Here is a 20,189-nt window from a genome sequence, read left to right as displayed (position 1 = left end):
TCCCTGTTTTTTTACAGCTATTTGTACAAAAGCAGATACATATCAACTGCTATTTACCTGTATTATACCGAAAATATACACCAAAATCACCAATTTCTCCTATTTTGTACAAATTTTTCATAGCAATTTGTAACACCATTACAGTTTTACTACATATAAATGAATATCCTTAACTAAAAAATGCCGATTTTTGAATTTCTTTAAGCTGAAATTTCTATTCACTTTAAAAAATTTTAGAAATTGGTAATAATTTTGCTTTTTGTTCACACTTTCATAATTTGACTTTAGCAAAAAAAAGGATTATAAATTGTTCAACAAATCAAGGAGGCGAGTTTTATGGCTAAATCAACTGACATTAAAGTAAAATTAAGCAGCGTTGATGAAGTAAAGCAGTTTGTAGATGTAATGAGAGGATATCATGGCGATGTCGATATATCAGCTACAAACAAAAACTATATGGTAGATGCAAAATCTATTCTTGGTGTTATCAGTCTCGATCTGAGAGATGAATTAACCGTAAAATTCTATGATGGTATTTCCGATTCATATATGTCAACACTGAAGCCTTTCATTGCTGAACCAGCAGTCGCATAAGGCAACTTACATTTAATAAAAGGAATATACGACAAACAGGAGCTATAAGAGCAGTCGTAAAAAAGGATATCCGGTCACAATATTCGGATATCCTTTTTTCATTTTCCTGCATTTTTTTGTGTAAAATAATAATCTCTTATCTGTTTTATATATTTTAAACGCACGGAGGCAAGTGTGCGTAAAACTCTTATTGACGTAGCCGGGAAACCATCATAAAATAAGTGCAGTTTCCAGTATAGTAGTAGTGTACTGCCACATAATATCAACAGTCTATTCTATAAGAAACAAATATAAAGAATGGTTTGGGAAATACAAATGAACTTATTAACTATGAAAAATATCCACAAGGCGTATACAGATAAAGTGCTTTTCAAGGGAGCTGATTTCTCCGTCAACAGTGGTGATAAGATCGGTGTAATCGGAATCAACGGAACCGGAAAATCAACCTTATTGAAAATGATCGCAGGCTTAGATACCTGTGACGCAGGGCTTGTAGTGCGTGGGAACAACATTGTTGTCAATTATCTTCCACAGAGCCCGACATTTGACGACAATGAAACAATATACGAACATGTTATAACCGCCAACAGCACGGAAGAAAATAAATGGAGCATTGAAGGTGATGCCAGAGCAATTCTTGATCAGCTCGGCTTTAACGATACCGGTATTCCGGTTTCCACCCTCTCCGGCGGTCAGAAGAAAAAAGTTGCACTTGCTGCCGCTCTGCTGTCCAACTGTGATATTCTGGTCTTAGACGAACCAACGAACCATCTGGACAACGATATGACGGAATACCTGGAAGAATATCTGAACAATTATAAAGGTGCGCTGGTCATGGTCACTCATGACAGATATTTCCTTGACCGTGTAACAAACCGGATCGCAGAGATCGATAAAGGATACATCTATCGTTATGAAACAAACTATGAAGGCTTCCTTGCCCTTAAGGCAGAACGGGAAAATATCGCTCTGGCCACTCAGAGAAAACACCAGACAATCCTTCGTAAAGAGCTTGCATGGATCCAACGCGGCGCAAGAGCCAGAGGCACCAAACAAAAAGCACATATTAAGCGATTTGAAGTTCTATCCGCCGAGAAACCGATCGAGATGGATAAATCCGTAACCTTAAATTCGATCACGACCCGGCTAGGGAATAAAACGATCGAGCTGCACGACATATCAAAGAGTTTTCCGGGAATGTCTCATCCGTTGATTGAGCATTTTTCATATAACTTTTTAAGAACCGACAGGATCGGTATTACAGGTCCAAATGGCTGCGGCAAATCCACACTAATGAAACTGATCACGGGTATTCTGGAACCGGACAGTGGCTATATCGAGGTTGGAGAAACGGTAAATATCGGTTATTTCTCTCAGGAGAATGAACCTTTAGATGATAATAAATGTGTATTGGAATATGTAAAGGAAAAGGCAGAATTCATCCGAACAATTGACGGATATATGCCTGCTTCTACCCTATGCGAAGAATTTTTATTTGACTCGACCCTTCAGTATCAGAAGATCGGTAAATTATCCGGTGGTGAAAAACGAAGACTCTATCTGTTAAAAGTACTTGCCGGTTCTCCGAATGTTCTGATCTTAGATGAGCCTACCAATGATCTGGACATATCAACTCTTTGCATTCTGGAAGATTATCTGGACTCATTCCCCGGTATCCTGATCGTTGTATCGCATGACCGTTATTTTCTGGATCGTGTTGTCAGACGTTTATTCGTCTATGACGGAACAGGACACATCAACCAGTTCGAAGGAAGTTATACCGATTATTATCTGGAACATGGTTCATTTGCAAATTCAGCGAAATCTGTAAGTGACACTGAATGTGCAGGCAAAGCAAATATTACGGCTTCACGAAAGAATACACCATCAGTCACAGAAAGATCAGATACTTCCAAAAAAGAAGCTGCACCAAAACGCACAAAGACCAAATTATCCTTTAATGAGCAGCGTGAATATGACAATATTGAAAACGATATCATGATCTGCGAAGAAAAGATAGACGGATTAGATCGTGAGATTGCAGCTGCCGCAACTGATTTTACAAAGCTGAATCACTTGATGGCTGAAAAAGAATCGGCTGAAATGAAGCTGGAACACCTGATGGATCGATATGTATATCTGACCGATCTGGTGGAATCCTTCAAAAAGTCGCCGGAGGATCACGCGTGATCACAGATCAGGCGCTCTCTCATTTCAGACTGCATCCGATTCTTATATAAAAAGCACACATTGTCTGATAATATATTTTATATATACTCCTTCAGCCAACGTGTGCTTTTCTTACATCTGCTTTCGAACTACTTTATATTCATCATCCAACTGGAAATACGGACAACTTTCATATGAACTGGTTATAAATCTGGCATAATCATCCTCATCCATATTCACCATACACTCTGAAAAATCATCTTCATCATCATACACGTAATGTGCACATAAATCACAACTTGATGCTCCCATATCAGTACTCCTTCTGTAACATACTCATTATTTTTACTCTATGTTTAGTCAATATTACACATTTTTCATTCCCATTTCAAGCGTTAGTCCGAAATCTATTGGGCAGGCTTACAGAAAAGCGTTTTTTACTGGTAATAGTTTCCACTCTGTGGTAAAATGACAAAGTATAAATTTATAATCTTTTCATCGTAAAAGATATGGATCGGGGTGTGTTTATGAGAAAGAAATTACTACTATTTCTGATGACAATTATCCTTGTATTACCGAATATGACCGTACTTGCCGCGGATAATACAACGGATGATACGACAGAAGAGACCAATACCTATGCAGATATTGATACAACGAAGTATTATTATAACAGGTTTGACAATGATGCATACAAAAATGTATATAATCAGTTACAAGAAGCAGCCAATGCTTACCACGAATCCAATCAGAATGCGGAGTATCGTGAATCAGGCGAAACTCATTATTACAAAGCATTCACGATTAATGTAACCAGTAAAAACTGGGAAGTTATTGGCGCATCCGGTATGCAGAGTGTTGTAAATGCAGTTCTTGCAGATAACCCAATGTATTTCTGGATGTCACCTGATTTCAAATGCAATGCTAAATCCCTAGATGGCGGTTCGGTTTGCTATGAAGTACAGATCATCTGCTATGATGATTATGCAAACGGGAATACCCGGGAGATTATCCGAAATAATGCAAATATTGTCATCTCCAATTATGCAGATAATTTAGATAAAGATCTTCCTGACTACCAAAAAGAATATCTGATCCATAATGCAATTATTGATGATACTTATTTTGATACGGAAAGCGAAGCTTCTCACTCCGGAGATTCATGGTGCTACAGTGTAGACGGAGTATTTAACTCCAAACATAAAAGTGCGACTTCATTTGGATATGCTAAAGCATTTAAAGCCGTTATGGACTATCTCGGTGTTAAATGCATCTATGTAGAAGGAAATGTGACATCATCTTCTGAAGAAGACAAGGATTCTGAAACCTATAATTCCCACGCATGGAACATGGTATGTCTTGATGATGGCTGGTACATTGTCGATCTTGCATATGATGATCCTGAGACAACGTCCGGTAAAAATGTCCTGATCTACGATTATTTCAATATTACAAGTGAACAGGCAAAGAATCTGACGCCAGCATCTGACTGGCTGCCGGGAATCCCAACCTGTAAAGGAACAATGCACAGTATAAACAGTATCCAGTCAACTCTGGAACAGGAGAATATCTGGCAGGAAGATAATTACAATCTTTTTGATAAGATTTTGGATCGTTATGGCTTATCTGTTGTTCTGATCAGTATCGGTGTTATCTTATTATTGATCATCACTCTGATCAAACATATCCATAAGCGTCGCCGGAAGAGACGTATAGAAAAAATCAAGAATACAAAGACGATCGCTATCGATCAGTCCGAACTGGACAACGAACTTCGTCGTCCACCATTATCATAATATATAAAAAAATATCAGGAGCGCAAAGCTATGGTCACAACCAGCCTGATGGTATATTGACATTAACGAAAATTTTGTTATGAAATACATATTGCCGGTAGATACGAGTGCATGTCTGAGTCCGAAGGACGAGTTTGCACAAAAGTATTTACCGGCAATATATATTGAATAGAAATTGCAGTACGTCAATATACCATCAGGCTGGTTGTGACCATAGCTCTGCGCTCCTGATATCTTTTTTATTTCAACTTTGGCATATAGTAGAATTTTGTAGTTGTATCTCTGGTCTTATCTTTTACTTCATTTTTCAATTCAAAGCCTGCCTTATCAAATAATTCACTGAATACCGGATGATAATATGCGATCCAGATATCACGGTTTCTTGTCTTCTGACTTTCCTTGATTTTCTCTATAACCTGCTCAAAAACGCTTCTCCCAAAAGGATTGTAGAAATAGAAAACATCGAAATCAGCATATCCGTCAAAATCCACAGCATTTGCATTTATCAATCTTACATCCATTTTTAAAATAGACATATTCTTCTTTGCGATACCTAACAAGTGCTTATCCAGATCCAGACCGGCAACCTTGCCATATCCGCTTTCAACCGCACATTTCATACAGATTCCTTTTCCGCATCCTACATCAAGGAATGAACATTCACTTGGATTGACCGGGATGGCCTTCAGCATACGTTTCATGTCTTTCTCATCTGTCATACTGTAGCCATGAAATTCTGCTACATTTTTCTGGATATCTCCGACATAGACCATACTGAAATCGAGACCACGCATTCTTTCTTTTATATAGTTAATTGAAAATCTGATCCATCTCTTAGTGCGCACTCCAAAACTATAGTTACTCATTTTAATTCTCCTTTGTTTTGCTTTTTATTTATCATCCATTTATCCGATCAACATCTTCAGACCGTATAACACCAAAAGGTGAAGCGGGTAAAAAAGATAATATCCATACTGTATCCATTTGCTTTTCTTACCAAGCTTGCCGTTGTACATCAGCAACAATGGGATTGCCAATAACGATACCAGTCTGATCCATGGTATTCCGTGTGAACTTATAACCCAGAATTCTGCAAGATAGCACAGTGTAACGATGAAAAACGCTGTATATTTCTTCCAGTTACTGTCTCTGAATACGCCAAATGCCATTATCCACAGGACAATAATGCAATTTAAGTTGCCGGGGAATGACAAAATGCAGCAAATACCGACACCGAACAGTCTTAAGATCAGTGGTATTTCTTTCTTATTAAATATCACTAATGCCAGCAAACCTAAAAACAGACACCACATAATACTTGTCACTTTCCAGAACTCATATGGTGAATATCCAAATGCCAGTGCATGAGGTATATGTGAGATCAAGGTTGCTACAAACAAACGCATCAAATACTTTTTGATATTTGATGTGTGATAGTATCCTTCTACTATCATGAAACACATAACAGGCGCTGTTATTCTTCCTACCGCATACAAGGTCCAATGTAGTGCGTTCTCTGTTGGATAGAACACAATCGTCGCATGCTGTATGACCATGGCTATTACCGCGATCAGTTTCAGAATATTTGCATTCAATCCGGTATTCTTTTGTAAATCATCTACTTTCATTTTCTCCTCCGCATTTTTCACTTATATGTTGTAATACTACACATATACAGGAACTTTTCTTCCTGCCATTATACAGTTATAGTTCCTGTTTGTCAATTTAAATAAGAAGTATAATTCCTATATATAGATTACAAGGAGGTAATTCTGTGATAATATCCGATTTTCATGTGATAGGAAACAAACTGCTTCAATTCAGAAAGAAAGTACATTTGACACAGATAGAAGTTGCTGAATTAGCAGGATTGTCAGATCGAACCTATGCTGATATTGAACGTGGAAATGTAAATATGAGACTTGATACTTTGCTGAGAATATGCAGCGTACTTCATATAACGCCAAATGATATTTTGACAGAAGAACCGCCGGCATTTCAAGAATATAAAGATGAGATTCTATCGCAGTTAAATGACAGCCCGCCTAAAGTGCAGGATACCGCACTTAAGCTGCTGAACATCTATATGTCATCTATAGAATAAAAAAATCAGGAGCGTGGGGCTACAGCCGCAACCAGCCTGATGGTATATTGACATTAACGAAAATTTCGTTATGAAATGCATATTGCCGGTATATACGGGTGCATGTTTGAATCCGAAGGACGAGTTTGCACAAAAGTATTTACCGGCAATACACATTGAATAGAAATTGTAGTACGTCAATATACCATCAGGCTGGTTGTGGCTGTAGCCCTGCGCTCCTGATATCTTTTTAATTTCCTATAATTAACCATGAAGTCAGAATTCCCAGCAGACGTTCGTCCGGGTGTCCTGTCTCGGTCAGGAAGATCAATCCGATACGTTCATGATCTCTCCTGCTTTCTTCATAGTATTTTTTAATATTGGATACCTTTTCGTCATATGCGACAAATCGGAAGCGTTCTGATGGGTGTTTCTCCAATTCGATATATTCCTGCAGATCTCGAAACCGAGTTTTCTCATCGATGTGGCAGTTTGTATCACCCAGCAGATAAGGAAAGATACAGTTATCACTGAAATCTCCCACCACTCTTTTATCCTTTAAGATTGGCACATGGGAAATATTTCTGTCATTCATGATCCGTATAACCGGCATAACCGGATCATCCAGAGATCGCCATACCAGATCATTAAATGGTACTGCGATATCCATACACCGTACAGGATTCTTGATGCGATCCAGAACCATATCCAGAAGCTCAATCATTTTCTTCCCCGGCTGCACGGCGAATTCCTCATCCAAGCGTTGGTTATGCTGCAGAAGATTTCGAACCTCTCGACAGTAGTTAAGTTCAAATCGAATATCTTTGAACTCACTTCTCTTTTCCAGCTTTGCAACCGCCGAACCATCCGGCGGAAGCTTGAATTCATTGATTGCCGCATTCTCAAGTTCCTTATATTTGTCTAAAAATAACTCTGTATTATCCATACGATACCCCTCCAAAAGAATACTATAGCGTCTCTGCCACCAATGATTATTCCTGTATATTGTAATTGAAGTAGGAATAGCCGCCTATCTCCATCCATGAACCATTGCTCTGGATTGACTGGATCAGATTCTCATCTGCCTCGATTCTGGTGCAGCTGTTATCAGCACCTGCTTCATATACATTATCACTTCCGATCAACACATAACCGGTTGTATCATCTTTTTCCATATAATATACACCGCTGTCTGTTACAGCACTGCTAAATTCCCGGTTATATTCCCTTACCGCCAGCGCCACAGCCCTCTGATCATCTGTAAAATCAAATACACCGATCGTAATCGTCTTGGATGCTGAATTATTTCCCCAGTCAATCACGCGGAGAGTATACTCTGCATATCCGCCTTCACTGGTGTCTATTTCCTGATCGATCGTGAGCTTATCTGCCAGATTCGGTTCAGAATCATTTACATTATAATATTTCAACAGATCGACCATCTCCCCTTTGAGCACGCCAATTTTCTCAGGTCCCGTTATATCCGGGAAATCATGATCCACAACCTCTATCGTAACTATATTATGTTTCTTTAGCCTGCCGCATCTAACTGTATATTTCACCTTATAAGGTCCGACCTTATCCGGCTGAAAATCAGCTTCATCACATTCTACTGTTGCTTTATCATTTACCGGCTGCACATAATTCTTTATATCAAACGGTGTTCCAAGTGCATATTCACTTCCTATCTTTGTCACCTTCATATAGCGATTCTGCATGATCTTACTGACTGTAAATACCAGAATGATTCCGACAACAACTGCCATTATCAATATAAACTGATTTGCCGTCATGCCTCTGCGTCTTTTTCTACCCGAGGATGGCCGCCTGCCGTTTTTTGCAGTGTTTTGATTTGCTTTCTTTTTTCCTGCTGCATTTGAAACTCGCTTTTTTTCTCCCATTATCATACTGCTCCTTTTCTTTTATATATCAATATCCCTTTGTTTTTAAATCATGAACCAGCTTCACATAAAATTCCCGGACATCAAATCCCGGAATATTTTCCCGGTTTAGATCAATCACATCTCCATGCGAGATTCCACGCTTCCCCTCCACAGTCAGGTATTTGAAATCTGCTCCCCATGGGAATGATTTTTCGCCTACCAGTCCATCATTTGCTCCATCAAAATATTTTACCAATCGATATGTATAATTCAGCGGAAATCTGCCATTTCCTGCCACATTCTGCCTCGAACCAACGCTCTGATATAACACGCCTTGTGCATCATGTAATTTATCATTTAGGGCTTTACATGCCGAAGCTGTCAGATCTTTTACTCCCAACAGAAAATCCGGCGAATCATCGCCCAGTTTTTTAAATACTGCATTATACGCTTTTGCCACGCCCTGCTGCTCTTTTTCCGGAACAATATTTAACAGATAATCTGCAAATTCACATCCCCGGTGCGGTGTATTTATCGTTGTTAGTGATGCAACATACCGATCTGTACCAAGTTCTGATAAGGCATAGCGCATATCCAGACCACCTTTTGAATGTGCGATCACATTTACTTTTTCACAGCCCGTTTCAGTTACGATCTCCCGGATTCTTGTATCCAGCTCCTGCGCACATGCCGGAACCGATGCTGCCGACTGGTGATTGCCATAAAAAAGAACTGCACCATTTGTCTCCAGTTCCTTTGGAATTCTTCCCCAGTAATTTAACAATTTGAAATCCCGGAAGAAGATACCATGCACCAGCAGAATCGGGTATTTTGTTTTGCAGATCTGCTCTTTATTCCGTTCCCGATTCAATCGAACCTTATCATTTTCAAATGAAACCTCTCCTATCGTCAAGCGAAGTATCTTCCCAAGTACGACCAAATTTACAACCGGTATCATGCCACATACAGCTCCGATCCCTCTCCATTTGATACCAAGCTGTTCTGACGTCAGATATATCCGGATCATTCCATTCCAGAACACAACTGCTTCCACAAGAATCGCTGTCAATATATGAAATACCCACATTTTCCCATTTGTCGGTATATATTCAGCCGGAAGAACTTTTGCCATACATAAAACGGTATATATAATTGTAAGCACTGTGGATACACAGAATACAAATAGCTGCATACAGCCGTTTCTGCATTTGCTAAGTCTTGGTGTTTCCAGTTTTCCGCACAATACCGTCGGTATTACACAGACCATCCCCGTAACAAGCCATGGAACAATATCGTACAACACGCTATTATAAACTCTGCCTGACAATACCGTACAGGCAGCAAGCCCGACTGCAAGGCTTCCAAAGACTGTAACAACCGCCAATCTCCCTTTTCTCATGTATATCCTCCGTTTTACACACTCTCCTTTTTTGTAACCATACTAATTATACCAAAGCATGTGCTGCCTTGCTACAATTATTTCATTGCATTCTCTATAAAAAAATGCGATAATGACTTTTAGTATTATCCTATTCACAGGAGGAAATTGAAATGTCAATTAATAATATCGGCCCTTTCACAAAGAGCCATCTGGATATGTGTATCAAAAACAACAGCATTGATGATGCCTTATATGAAAAATATGGTGTAAAACGTAGTCTCCGTGATTTAAACGGTATCGGTATCAATGCCGGAATCACGAATATCTCTCTCAGTAAATCATTTACAACAGATGAAAACGGCAATCGTGTTCCATGTGCCGGAGAGCTCTACTATCGTGGCTACGAAATTCATGATCTGATCAAAGGATTTTTCCTGGATAATCGTTTTGGTTTTGAGGAATGTACATATCTCCTGTTATTCGGCGTTTTGCCGGATGAAAAGGAGCTTCAGAACTTCAAGCAGGTTTTAAATATCAGTTATGATCTGCCGCATCATTTCATTCAGGATGTGATCATGAAGAGTCCGACTGCCGATATTATTGCAAATATGACAAAGAGTACACTGGCTCTTGGTTCATACGATAAAAAGATGGGTGACAACTCTCTGGAAAATGTATTACAGCAGTGTATCCAGTTGATCAGTATGTTCCCTCGTCTGGCTGTTTATTCCTATCAGGGATACCGCCATTACGAACTTGGCAAGAGCTGTTATATCCATAAGCCGCTTCCTGAATTATCGTTTGCCGAAAATATATTAAGTACCCTGCGTTCCAATCGGAAATACACCCGTCTGGAAGCCCGTGTACTGGATCTGGCACTGGTACTTCATATGGAACACGGTGGTGGAAGCAACTCAACCTTTACAACGCGTGTTGTAACCTCTTCCGGTTCCGATACATATGCAACAATGGCTGCTGCCCTCTGTTCCTTAAAGGGACCTTTAAACGGTGGCGGTGACTATCAGGTTATGGGTATGATGAAAAATATCCGTGACAATGTATCCGATATCACAGATGAGGAAGAAGTTGGCGAGTACATTCGTAAGATCGTCAACCGGGAAGCATATGACAAGACCGGTATCGTATATGGTATGGGACATCCATTCTATTCCATATCCGATCCCCGTGCTCTGGAATTCAAGAAATATGTAAAGCTTTTGGCAGCCGAAAAGGGTATGGACGAAGAATATGCCCTTTATGAGATGATTGAGCGTATTGCACCTGAGATCATTGCCGAAGAACGTAAGATCTACAAAGGTGTTTGTATCAATATTGATTATTACAGCGGACTTCTCTACAAAATGTTAAAGATTCCTGCTGAGATGTTTACTCCGTTATTTGCAATCGCACGAGTAGTCGGTTGGAGCGCACACCGTATGGAAGAGCTTGTTAATTCCTACAAGATCATCCGTCCTGCCTACACCAGCATTGCAGAGATTAAAGAGTACGTTCCTATCAACGAACGATAATATAAAAGAGACTGTAGCAGCTTACAGCTAATCAGTCCTGTCCAGGTGACTTTGAAACGAAATGGAAAATAGCATTACATATTATTCCGCAAGGCGTTTGCACTCTATTCTCACGTAGCAGTCCTAAATTCCCCACCTAACGGTGGCTCATTAACGACTGACGTGAGAAAAGGCTTGCTACATAACAGTAATGCTATTTTCCATTTCTGCTTAATCTGGCATTATCTGGACAGGACTTTATTAATTGTATGCTGCTACAGCCTTTTCTCTCTGTCGTTCATCTATCTCGATCCTATATTGTTATGAAGCAAACCTTTCCGAACGCCGGTACTTAGGTTGCGTCTTTTGCAACCTTATGTACCGCTGCGTTGAGGAATGTAACGAAAAACGGCGGTCACCTATGCGATACCAGATTCGGCCTTGTTTCAAGACATCAGCGAGGATTCCGTTATGAATTGCATATACCGGCAAATATGAGTGCTTGTCTGAGCCGTCAGGCGAGTTAGCACAGGAATATTTGCGAATCAGGTATATGCAGTTCATAGGAACCGCAGGGAGTCTTGGCACAAGGTCGAATCTGGCATCGCACAGGTGACCGCCGTTTAGACATTCTCTACCACTCGAGGACGATCGCGCCATAGGTTAAGCCGGCGCCAAATGCTGACATTGCAACCTTGTCGCCACGTTTTAAGCCGCCATCACGCACCAGACTGTCGAGCATGACAGGTACACTGGCAGCACTCATATTTCCGGTATATCCGAGTGTCATCGGAAACTTCTCGATCGGCGCTTTCAACCGCTTTGCTACTGATTCGATAATACGGACATTTGCCTGATGAAGAACAAAATAATCAATATCATCGGCTGTCATATCTGCCTTTTCCAATGCTTCGAGCAGGCACTTCGGGCACTGTCTGACAGCGAATTTGTATACTTCCTGTCCATCCATATGCAGATAATCATGTTCAATCCCGGCTTCTGTAAATATATTGTGAGTACGTCTGCTCTCGCAGTTCAGAACCATTCCCTTCTTACCGATTGATCCCTGTACTACACTAATAATTCCCTTGTCGGATTCTTCCAGATACGCTGCACCTGCTCCATCACCAAACAACACGCAGGTTCCACGATCGTTCCAGTCGAGGATCTTGGATAATGTCTCCGCACCAATTACCAGTGCATTCTTAACAAAACCTGTCTCGATATACATTTTTGCTACATTGAGTGCAAATACAAATCCTGAACATGCAGCATTTACATCAAATGCAATGGCATTGTCTGCGCCAAGTTCCGCCTGAACCTGACATGCGGCACTCGGTGTATAATAATCCGGTGTTACTGTTGCAAGCACAATCAGTTCTACATCAATTGCTTCTTTTCCTGCCATCTCCAAGGCTTTTTTTGCAGCCTCTGCTGCCATTCCTGCAGTTGTCTCATGTACTGCAATTCTTCTATTTTTGATTCCGGTTCGACTGGAGATCCACTCGTCCGAAGTATCTACATATTTCTCAAGGTCTGTATTTGACACATTTTTTTCCGGCAAAAAACTTCCGGTTCCCATTATTCTGATTGGCATAGGTTTTCCCCTTTGTATTTTTTAGTTGTGCTCACTCAATGCATTCGAAAAATCGACTCTTGCATGCAAGCGATTTTTCATTATTATATCATACATTATTATTTCCATCAATTTCCTTGTTCATTTCATACGCAAATTACATCTGTAACATTTTTCCTCGTTTTTAATGCCCATTTTGTAACATTTTTCCTCGTTTTTTGTTGTCTATCTGTAACGTTTTTCTTGTTTTAAGAAAAACAACTTGTTTTGATACATTCCGGCTCTTGCAACAAATGCTTACGATATCTTTCCTATATGCTGCAAAAAACTAAAAAAAGCTGCTGCTCTACGAATGATTCTTCGTAAAGCAACAGCCCCATTTATGATTATTCATATCTGACATTTCTATCAGAAGGAGACAAAATGATTTACTTTAATAATTTTCATACAGGAAGTGAAAGGATTATCCTTCAATTGAGATATATTTGCTTTCCTCAACCTTTGGCTTCTCTTCTTTCTTTGGTACGCTGATCTTTAAAACACCATCTTCGAATTTTGCCTTGATGTCTTCCTTTTCAATTGCCTTACCAACATAGAAGCTACGGCTGCAAGAACCACAATATCTTTCACGGCGGACATATTTGCCTTTCTTGTCCTGATCGCCTGTTTCTTTCTTCGTTGTACCTGTGATGGTCAGATAACCATCCTTCAATTCTGCCTTTACATCTTCTTTCTTGTAACCAGGCATATCAATATCCAGTTCAAATGAACCTTCGGTCTCTTTTACATCTGTCTTCATAATATTAGCAGGCTGTGTATAACCTGTTGTCACTTTATAAGGACGTGCAAAATCATCAAAAAAATCATCAAATAAATTTTCTCCAAAAATACTAGGCATCAACATAAGTCATTCCTCCATTCAAATACATACATTTTATTCTTTTGTGTGCTGACCATTGTCAGAACACGTAATTGTTATTTTTCCGGAACTCCGGAACCTCCATCAGTCTCTATCTGATGTCCTCTCCTTCGTTCTGATTATGTTATACCACTTGTATTAGCACTCGTCAATAGTGAGTGCTAATAATTTTTGTGAAAAATCTGTGAAGTCTTGTAGATTATTCTCCTGCACACATTCCCCGCTCTGCCTTAAGCTTTTCATTTGCCGTGTAAAACACACCATTTAACAATGTGTATCTCCTCCTAATTAACCCCTCACAAACGGTACCAGTGTGAAATCAAACCGGAACTCTTTTTCACTGAACCTGTATTCATCCAAGACAACCGGGCCACAGCTGTTCGAACCGATTCCATTCTGTGCATGATCAATACAGAGCACCGTACTGTCGGCTTCCGTAAGCTCATAATTGTGTTTCGTCTGCGTAAGCACTTCCTGAGTGTAATAAGAGGCATTAAATGAAAATGTATGTTCTGCTGCAACAGCCATTCCATATCGTTGATTTGTCAGTTCCACATAATCACAGTCATAGTGGCTTCCATTCTCCTGCGGCATGATATAGTCCTCATGAAGCTCCTGCACAGAACTTCTGAACAAGCCGTGGCTGGCAGCCCTGTGCTTGTCGCGGTAGCTTTCCTGTGGCCCCATGCCATAATAGGCAGCCTCAGAAAGCTTCTTATCCAGAAACATTCTTATACCAAATCTTGGAAGATCCGGGAGTTCTTCATCTTTTACTGCTGTTATTCCCGCAGCAATTCTGCCTGCGCCATCTATTTTCCACATAATCTCTACATCGATCAGCTTTTGAACGGTTGGAGCTACCACACCTGCATGGCACATGATCATTACTCCGAATTTGTTCTGAAGGATCTGTTCACTATATGCTCTTGTGTATGCCTCATCATAATGGGCCTTCTCCCATTCTGCCCGGATGTACATATCGTTATCTGTAGGCGCACGCCAGATGTTAAGCTCCATTGGATGATTCAGATATTCCCTGCCTGCATACTGAAGTCCGCTGAACAAGCCGGTACGCTTATCCAGCCGATATGTGAAGCCATCACCATTTAACACGATCCATGCATCGTCTTCCTCTACCCTGATATCGGATACTTCCACATCCGAAGCCGTCCATTTGGCAGCTGTCTGATTTCTTCCATCTTTATTCTCAAGCAAAAGTTCATCAAAGCCCAATACATGACCCGCAGAAACTAACGGAAGCTCTTTCTTTAACTGATAAGAAAGCTTCAGATATACTCTGCCTGCCGTAGGAACATCGATATCAAGCCCCACGGTGCAATCACTGTGCGGAGCAGCCGAAGCACCCACTACCTTGCCCTTCTGAACACTTAAGCCATTCTGAGTTACCTCATAACAGATATCCACAAAATCCTGAATATCATCAAAATCCATATAGTTATGAAGGGTAAGCGTTCCTCTCTCCTGATCAAATGACCGAACTCTGACCGGGCGGTAGACATTTTTGTATTCGAGCAGTCCGGTATGCGGAGTTCTGTCCGGATACACAAGACCATCCATACAGAAATTACCATCATGTATCGCCTCTCCATGATCTCCGCCATAGTAATACTTCGTCTTTCCGTTTTCCGCTTGATCATGCGCAACTGCATGGTCGCACCATTCCCATACAAATCCACCGCACATGCGGTCATCACTGTGGATCATTTGGAAATAATCTTCAAAATCTCCGGGACCATTTCCCATACTGTGGCAGTATTCAACCAGCAGAAATGGTTTGCTTCCGTCCTTTTCCAGATATTCCTCGATCTCTGACAGCGCTGGGTACATACGGCTGTACAGATCCAGATTCTCATAATTATAGGTCACATCATAATTTCTGTATCTTGCACTTTCATACTGGGTAATACGGGATGGATCATACTGCTTCGTCCATGCAAGTGCCTTTTCAAAATTGCAGCCATATGCACTTTCATTTCCCATCGACCACATCACGATACAGAAACGGTTCTTATCTCTCTCGACCATCCGCTTCACCCGGTCAAGAATAGCCGCCTCCCATTCCGGATTGTCTGCAATCTTCTCATTCCACTTTTTGAACCGGTTGTAGTCAGTATCCTCTTTGCGATATAACATATATGGGCCATGTGCTTCTATATCCGCCTCGTCGCATACCATGAAGCCATATTTGTCACACATCTGATAAAAATACGGTGCATTTGGATAATGACTGGAACGGATCGCATTGAAGTTGTGCTGTTTCATAAGGGTAAGATCCTTTTTTATCTTCTCCACATCCACTGTAAAGCCGGTTACCGGATCAGAATCGTGCCGGTTGACACCGCGGAATTTGATCTTCTGTCCATTGAAGTAAATAACTTTATCCTTTATCTCTATCGTTCTGACAGCGATATGATCAACGATCGTCTCATTTTCACTCTGCAAAATGAGGGTATACAGATATGGATTCTCGGTGTTCCAAAGTGTCGGCTGTATAATCTCAAATGTGAAAGCTCCGTCATGCTCTGCCTGTTCTTCCGCTACAACCACACCATTCCTGTCTTCGATCGTAACCTTAACCGCTGTCTCCTGATAAAAGCTCAGATCGAGCTTCACCTCAGCCTTTTCCTTTAAAACAGAGGTCGTGATACGGTAGTCGCGAATGGCGCACTCCGGTCTTTTCAGAATATAGACATCACGAAAAATTCCACTCATCCGAAATTTATCCTGATCCTCCAGATAAGAACCATCACACCATTTCATGACAAGGACAGCGATCGTATTTTCTCCCTCTTTTAAAATGTCTGTCACATCATACTCACTGGTCATATGGGATACCTGACTGTATCCGACATATTCCCCATTTATCCACACATAGAAGCAGCTATCCACACCTTCAAAATTCAGAAATGCCTTTGCCGCATCCACATCCTTTGCATAAGAAAAGGTATGCACATAAGCTCCACACGGTATATCCTGTGGGACATATGGTGGGTCAAATGGAAATGGATAGCGGATATTTGTATACTGGTGTGTATCATATCCTGCCATCTGCCATACGCCCGGAACCTCGATCTCGTCAAATGCTCCGGTGTCATATCCCATCTCATAAAAAGCATCCTTCACATCATAAATACTTTTAAAATATTGGAATTTCCATTTTCCATTTAATAACTGTAACCGATCTGATCCTTCTCTGTGCTCGACCAGATCATCCATCCTACAGGAAGCCGGTACATAGTATGCCCTTGCAGGCTGTGTATTCTCATGTAATACGTTCAAATTCTCATAGTAACGTGGCACTATCATAAGTTATCCTCCCTTATATGTACTTTTTTGTTTTCGACTGTTCTTATGTCTCTGATATTATTTGCAAATATTATCTTGTTATTTCGTTTTGTCTGTATTTATCATACACTTTAACAGCATTTCTGTCTATGAACCGGAATGGACAGAATATGGACAAAATGATACAATATCAATAAATCTTTTTAATTACAATCCTACAAATAAAGGAGAGCTTCATCATGTATATAAATACCGGATACCTGAATCATTCCTATCTTGATTTCAAGGACAAGCGCAGACCGCTTATTGTCGGAAGCTGCGGAACATACCGCTTAAGTGGCGACCCGAAGATGCCTACCTATCGTCCTAAGGGCAGACAGGACTACCAGATCATCTATATCGCATCCGGGCTTGGACATTTTCATTTTGATAAAACTGAGAATGAGACGATCGTTCCTGCCGGCAATATGGTACTCTACCGCCCGAAGGAACTACAGAAATATGAATATTACGATGCAGATAAAACAGAGGTTTACTGGATTCATTTCACCGGCTCCGATGTGAAGAATCTTCTGAGGAAATATGGATTTAAAGATAACCGGAGAGTATTTCCTGTCGGTTCTTCTCTGGAATATGAACATATATTTAAACAGATCATCCTGGAGCTGCAGCGTTGTCAGGATGATTATGAAGAAATGCTGGCTTTACTGCTGACCCGCCTTTTAATCGTATTCAAACGGGAGCTGTCACGCGAACATATCCTGAAAAATGAATATCTGGATCGTGAAATGGACTATGCAGTTTCCTACTTTAATGAAAACTATAATAAAGACATCAGCATAGAACAATATGCCGAATCAAGAGGAATGAGCGTGAGCTGGTTCATACGGAATTTCAAGAAATACACAGGCATGACCCCAATGCAGTTCATCGTGTCCCGCCGGATCAACAACGCCCAGCTTCTCTTAGAACAGACGAACTATTCCATAAATGAAATAGCCAGGATCGTAGGATATGATGATCAGTTATATTTCAGCCGGCTGTTCCGGAAACAGAAAGGCTTCTCTCCCTCTCAATACCGGAAAAGAGGGGCTGGTAATAAATGATCGCATCATCACACACCAGCCTACTAATAAAATACCGAATATAAAGCTGCGCCATCTGTACAGGTTCAACTGCTGTCTCTGCCTGTAATAAAATATTTCAAGCACGTCCTTATCAGCATATAATCTTCTCTCCGACATCTGCTTCCATTCACTGGACGCCTCCGCCCAGAAATCAAAGTCTGACCACTTTGCAGGCAGATTTATATTCGGTAAAATATTCAGGTAGTCCGTTACATAATAACAGTCCGAACTATAACCATGGTGTTCACCGACCTCCGCGGCATACTCCCCTCTGTAGTTCTCCTCCGATATATCGATCACCAAACCACTTATTTCTCTATGCTCAACAAGCTCCCAGTCTTCTCCACGTTCCTGTTCCGCCTGTATCAGTATAAAGTTATCCTCTGAATCCGTTACTGACCGCACAACATGATCAACACCTTGGACTGTCACAGTAAACCCTGTAGCATAAATACTTCCGAACATATGATATGCCAGCCCGCTGCTTATAATACATCCACCCATATCATTTTCTGCCAGTATTCCACTTATACCGAGCATATCCTCCACATCAAAATCTACAGTTACTATATCTGTCATGATCTGCTTATATACGCCATTACCTGTTACAGACACATCCCTGTCGATAAGATATGTGCCTTTTATATAGTCTTCATTTTTCATTTTGTTATATGTAACCTGTCCTGTCGTAAGATATGCATAATTTCTGTCATTATCATAAGTTTCGCTGATATATTCCGCATGTATGATATTCCACACCGCCATACCTGATAATAAAGCAGCTCCCAGTATACCAATCACAAATCGTTTCATCGTCAACCCCTCTACTTCTCCCGAACCGTATCTCCTGCTTCGATCTTCTTGTCCGAACTGGCTATGATCCTGTCGTCGCCTGTCAGGGAACTTTTCTTAATTCCCACTTCATAATTATTTGTATCTCCTACTGTCACATATACTTTTGCAGCCACAAGCTCTGTTCCAAGAATCGTATCCTTCGATCTTTCTACAAGCACATACGAACCTACAACATCTGCATATATCGCAGACACAGGAACGACAAAATCATATTTCTCAGACTGATGGGAGATATCTGCCAGAACACTGTCACCTACATTTACCAGTTCACCGGATATAACCGTCTCCACGATATGCCCCTGCTCATTAGTGGCATCACTGTATACTGCCGTTACCTCCGTATTCACACTGGTATCATTTATATGAAGAATAACTTTATCTCCCTTTTCTATATAACGCTTCTGCTCGCTCGTCACCGGGATTCGTACTGTATATTCATCCGAGCTCTCCATAACCACAAATGCTGCCTCCTCTGTGGTTCTGCTTCCTACATCCACCCGGATCTCTGACACAAGTCCCTCCACCTCGGAATATATGACACCCTCATTATCGATCAGCTTTTCCAGATAATTCAGCTGTCTGTCCACATCCGCAATATTTGCTTCCACTAACGCCCTCTCATCTCCCCATGCATACACATATTGTTCTTTCAGATTCTTTCGCTCAAGCTTTTTCGTCAGATATGTGGATGAAAGCTCCTCTGCCTTGATCTTCATAAGCTTGTCACCTTTCTTTACATAACTTCCCGTATGCACATATATTGCCTGAACCAGAAGATCAGGATAACTGTATACAGGTGTCCTGCTGTCGCTCTCGATCATCACATCCTGTACGACATCCCTTGATATACTGCCGGATGATGCATACATAATTTCTACCTTGGGCGTCAAGGTGTTGCTTGCAAATCTTGACATAACAGTTCCGGCAATAACGATTACCAGAAATATTATTATAATTCTTACGATCTTAAATCCTTTTTTCCGTTTCATATC

At 40.7% G+C, this 20,189-nt stretch carries 17 protein-coding genes; 6 read left to right on the top strand and 11 right to left on the bottom strand.

Going from position 1 to position 20,189, the window contains the following annotated elements:
• Nucleotides 1-336: 336 nt before the first annotated feature.
• Together DWW43_RS06650 and DWW43_RS06645 are read left to right on the top strand one after the other, a co-directional pair.
• On the top strand, nt 337-594 hold the full coding sequence (locus DWW43_RS06650) for an HPr family phosphocarrier protein (RefSeq protein WP_008400539.1): 258 nt from the start codon (nt 337-339) through the stop codon (nt 592-594).
• A 315-nt stretch (nt 595-909) separates the two neighbouring features.
• On the top strand, nt 910-2,784 hold the full coding sequence (locus DWW43_RS06645; RefSeq protein ID WP_165853032.1) for an ABC-F family ATP-binding cassette domain-containing protein: 1,875 nt from the start codon (nt 910-912) through the stop codon (nt 2,782-2,784).
• A 111-nt stretch (nt 2,785-2,895) separates the two neighbouring features.
• Here DWW43_RS06645 and DWW43_RS06640 read toward each other — a convergent pair whose 3' ends face one another.
• A complete protein-coding gene (locus DWW43_RS06640; RefSeq protein WP_008400542.1) occupies nt 2,896-3,075 on the bottom strand; it encodes a DUF6472 family protein in 180 nt (59 codons plus the stop codon).
• A 215-nt stretch (nt 3,076-3,290) separates the two neighbouring features.
• On the opposite strand from DWW43_RS06640, the gene DWW43_RS06635 reads away from it, so the two are divergent.
• Complete coding sequence (locus DWW43_RS06635; protein WP_119963091.1) at nt 3,291-4,559, top strand: transglutaminase domain-containing protein; 1,269 nt, start codon at nt 3,291-3,293, stop codon at nt 4,557-4,559.
• 239 nt (nt 4,560-4,798) lie between these two features.
• On the opposite strand, the gene DWW43_RS06630 is transcribed toward DWW43_RS06635, so the two are convergent.
• Both DWW43_RS06630 and DWW43_RS06625 read right to left on the bottom strand, forming a co-directional pair.
• A complete protein-coding gene (locus DWW43_RS06630; protein WP_008401613.1) occupies nt 4,799-5,425 on the bottom strand; it encodes a class I SAM-dependent methyltransferase in 627 nt (208 codons plus the stop codon).
• 39 nt (nt 5,426-5,464) lie between these two features.
• Nucleotides 5,465-6,187, bottom strand: coding sequence for a TraX family protein (locus DWW43_RS06625; protein WP_119963090.1), 723 nt, complete (start codon nt 6,185-6,187; stop codon nt 5,465-5,467).
• A gap of 146 nt (nt 6,188-6,333) precedes the next feature.
• Between DWW43_RS06625 and DWW43_RS06620 the strand changes: the two genes are divergently transcribed.
• The gene (locus DWW43_RS06620; RefSeq protein WP_008401615.1) at nt 6,334-6,663 is read left to right on the top strand and encodes a helix-turn-helix transcriptional regulator; all 330 of its coding nucleotides are present in this window, start codon (nt 6,334-6,336) and stop codon (nt 6,661-6,663) included.
• A gap of 229 nt (nt 6,664-6,892) precedes the next feature.
• Here DWW43_RS06620 and DWW43_RS06615 read toward each other — a convergent pair whose 3' ends face one another.
• From DWW43_RS06615 to DWW43_RS06605, 3 genes are read right to left on the bottom strand one after another with little or no spacing between them, the layout of a single operon-like run.
• The gene (locus tag DWW43_RS06615) at nt 6,893-7,588 is read right to left on the bottom strand and encodes a hypothetical protein (RefSeq protein ID WP_008401616.1); all 696 of its coding nucleotides are present in this window, start codon (nt 7,586-7,588) and stop codon (nt 6,893-6,895) included.
• Between the two features lie 46 nt (nt 7,589-7,634).
• The gene (locus tag DWW43_RS06610) at nt 7,635-8,543 is read right to left on the bottom strand and encodes a hypothetical protein (protein ID WP_119963089.1); all 909 of its coding nucleotides are present in this window, start codon (nt 8,541-8,543) and stop codon (nt 7,635-7,637) included.
• Nucleotides 8,544-8,571: 28 nt separating this feature from the next.
• Nucleotides 8,572-9,924 (bottom strand): triacylglycerol lipase, encoded by a 1,353-nt coding sequence (locus DWW43_RS06605; RefSeq protein WP_119963088.1) that lies wholly within the window; start codon nt 9,922-9,924, stop codon nt 8,572-8,574.
• Nucleotides 9,925-10,076: 152 nt separating this feature from the next.
• Here DWW43_RS06605 and DWW43_RS06600 point away from each other — a divergent pair, with 152 nt between their 5' ends.
• Nucleotides 10,077-11,435 carry a citrate synthase gene (locus DWW43_RS06600; protein ID WP_119963087.1) on the top strand — a complete coding sequence of 453 codons (1,359 nt, stop codon included), beginning with the start codon at nt 10,077-10,079 and terminating at the stop codon, nt 11,433-11,435.
• Nucleotides 11,436-12,048: 613 nt separating this feature from the next.
• Here the strand turns inward: DWW43_RS06600 and DWW43_RS06595 are convergent.
• From DWW43_RS06595 to DWW43_RS06585, 3 genes are all read right to left on the bottom strand, one after another.
• Nucleotides 12,049-13,011 carry a beta-ketoacyl-ACP synthase III gene (locus tag DWW43_RS06595; RefSeq protein WP_008401620.1) on the bottom strand — a complete coding sequence of 321 codons (963 nt, stop codon included), beginning with the start codon at nt 13,009-13,011 and terminating at the stop codon, nt 12,049-12,051.
• 442 nt (nt 13,012-13,453) lie between these two features.
• Complete coding sequence (locus tag DWW43_RS06590; protein WP_119963086.1) at nt 13,454-13,894, bottom strand: Hsp20/alpha crystallin family protein; 441 nt, start codon at nt 13,892-13,894, stop codon at nt 13,454-13,456.
• A 303-nt stretch (nt 13,895-14,197) separates the two neighbouring features.
• Entirely contained in the window at nt 14,198-17,236 is a 3,039-nt protein-coding gene (locus DWW43_RS06585; RefSeq protein WP_119963085.1) for a glycoside hydrolase family 2 TIM barrel-domain containing protein, read from the bottom strand.
• Between the two features lie 218 nt (nt 17,237-17,454).
• Between DWW43_RS06585 and DWW43_RS06580 the strand changes: the two genes are divergently transcribed.
• Nucleotides 17,455-18,321: an AraC family transcriptional regulator gene (locus DWW43_RS06580; RefSeq protein WP_119963084.1), complete on the top strand. Its 867-nt coding sequence runs from the start codon at nt 17,455-17,457 to the stop codon at nt 18,319-18,321.
• Here the strand turns inward: DWW43_RS06580 and DWW43_RS06575 are convergent.
• Nucleotides 18,241-19,155, bottom strand: a complete 915-nt coding sequence (locus DWW43_RS06575; RefSeq protein WP_119963083.1) for a hypothetical protein — start codon at nt 19,153-19,155, stop codon at nt 18,241-18,243. The genes DWW43_RS06580 and DWW43_RS06575 overlap by 81 nt on opposite strands.
• An 11-nt stretch (nt 19,156-19,166) precedes the next feature.
• A complete protein-coding gene (locus DWW43_RS06570) occupies nt 19,167-20,186 on the bottom strand; it encodes an efflux RND transporter periplasmic adaptor subunit (RefSeq protein WP_119963082.1) in 1,020 nt (339 codons plus the stop codon).
• Between the last annotated feature and the right edge of the window lie 3 nt (nt 20,187-20,189).

This window comes from Clostridium sp. AF15-41 (genome assembly GCF_003604095.1).
GTDB lineage: Bacteria > Bacillota > Clostridia > Lachnospirales > Lachnospiraceae > Coprococcus.
This window is presented reverse-complemented; position numbering and strand designations above follow the sequence as displayed.

Coding starts and splice junctions, on each gene's coding strand:
- DWW43_RS06650 (WP_008400539.1), top strand. CDS start 337: ATGGCTAAATCAACTGACATTAAAGTAAAATTAAGCAGCGTTGATGAA.
- DWW43_RS06645 (WP_165853032.1), top strand. CDS start 910: ATGAACTTATTAACTATGAAAAATATCCACAAGGCGTATACAGATAAA.
- DWW43_RS06640 (WP_008400542.1), bottom strand. CDS start 3,075: ATGGGAGCATCAAGTTGTGATTTATGTGCACATTACGTGTATGATGAT.
- DWW43_RS06635 (WP_119963091.1), top strand. CDS start 3,291: ATGAGAAAGAAATTACTACTATTTCTGATGACAATTATCCTTGTATTA.
- DWW43_RS06630 (WP_008401613.1), bottom strand. CDS start 5,425: ATGAGTAACTATAGTTTTGGAGTGCGCACTAAGAGATGGATCAGATTT.
- DWW43_RS06625 (WP_119963090.1), bottom strand. CDS start 6,187: ATGAAAGTAGATGATTTACAAAAGAATACCGGATTGAATGCAAATATT.
- DWW43_RS06615 (WP_008401616.1), bottom strand. CDS start 7,588: ATGGATAATACAGAGTTATTTTTAGACAAATATAAGGAACTTGAGAAT.
- DWW43_RS06610 (WP_119963089.1), bottom strand. CDS start 8,543: ATGGGAGAAAAAAAGCGAGTTTCAAATGCAGCAGGAAAAAAGAAAGCA.
- DWW43_RS06605 (WP_119963088.1), bottom strand. CDS start 9,924: ATGAGAAAAGGGAGATTGGCGGTTGTTACAGTCTTTGGAAGCCTTGCA.
- DWW43_RS06600 (WP_119963087.1), top strand. CDS start 10,077: ATGTCAATTAATAATATCGGCCCTTTCACAAAGAGCCATCTGGATATG.
- DWW43_RS06595 (WP_008401620.1), bottom strand. CDS start 13,011: ATGCCAATCAGAATAATGGGAACCGGAAGTTTTTTGCCGGAAAAAAAT.
- DWW43_RS06590 (WP_119963086.1), bottom strand. CDS start 13,894: ATGTTGATGCCTAGTATTTTTGGAGAAAATTTATTTGATGATTTTTTT.
- DWW43_RS06585 (WP_119963085.1), bottom strand. CDS start 17,236: ATGATAGTGCCACGTTACTATGAGAATTTGAACGTATTACATGAGAAT.
- DWW43_RS06580 (WP_119963084.1), top strand. CDS start 17,455: ATGTATATAAATACCGGATACCTGAATCATTCCTATCTTGATTTCAAG.
- DWW43_RS06575 (WP_119963083.1), bottom strand. CDS start 19,155: ATGAAACGATTTGTGATTGGTATACTGGGAGCTGCTTTATTATCAGGT.
- DWW43_RS06570 (WP_119963082.1), bottom strand. CDS start 20,186: ATGAAACGGAAAAAAGGATTTAAGATCGTAAGAATTATAATAATATTT.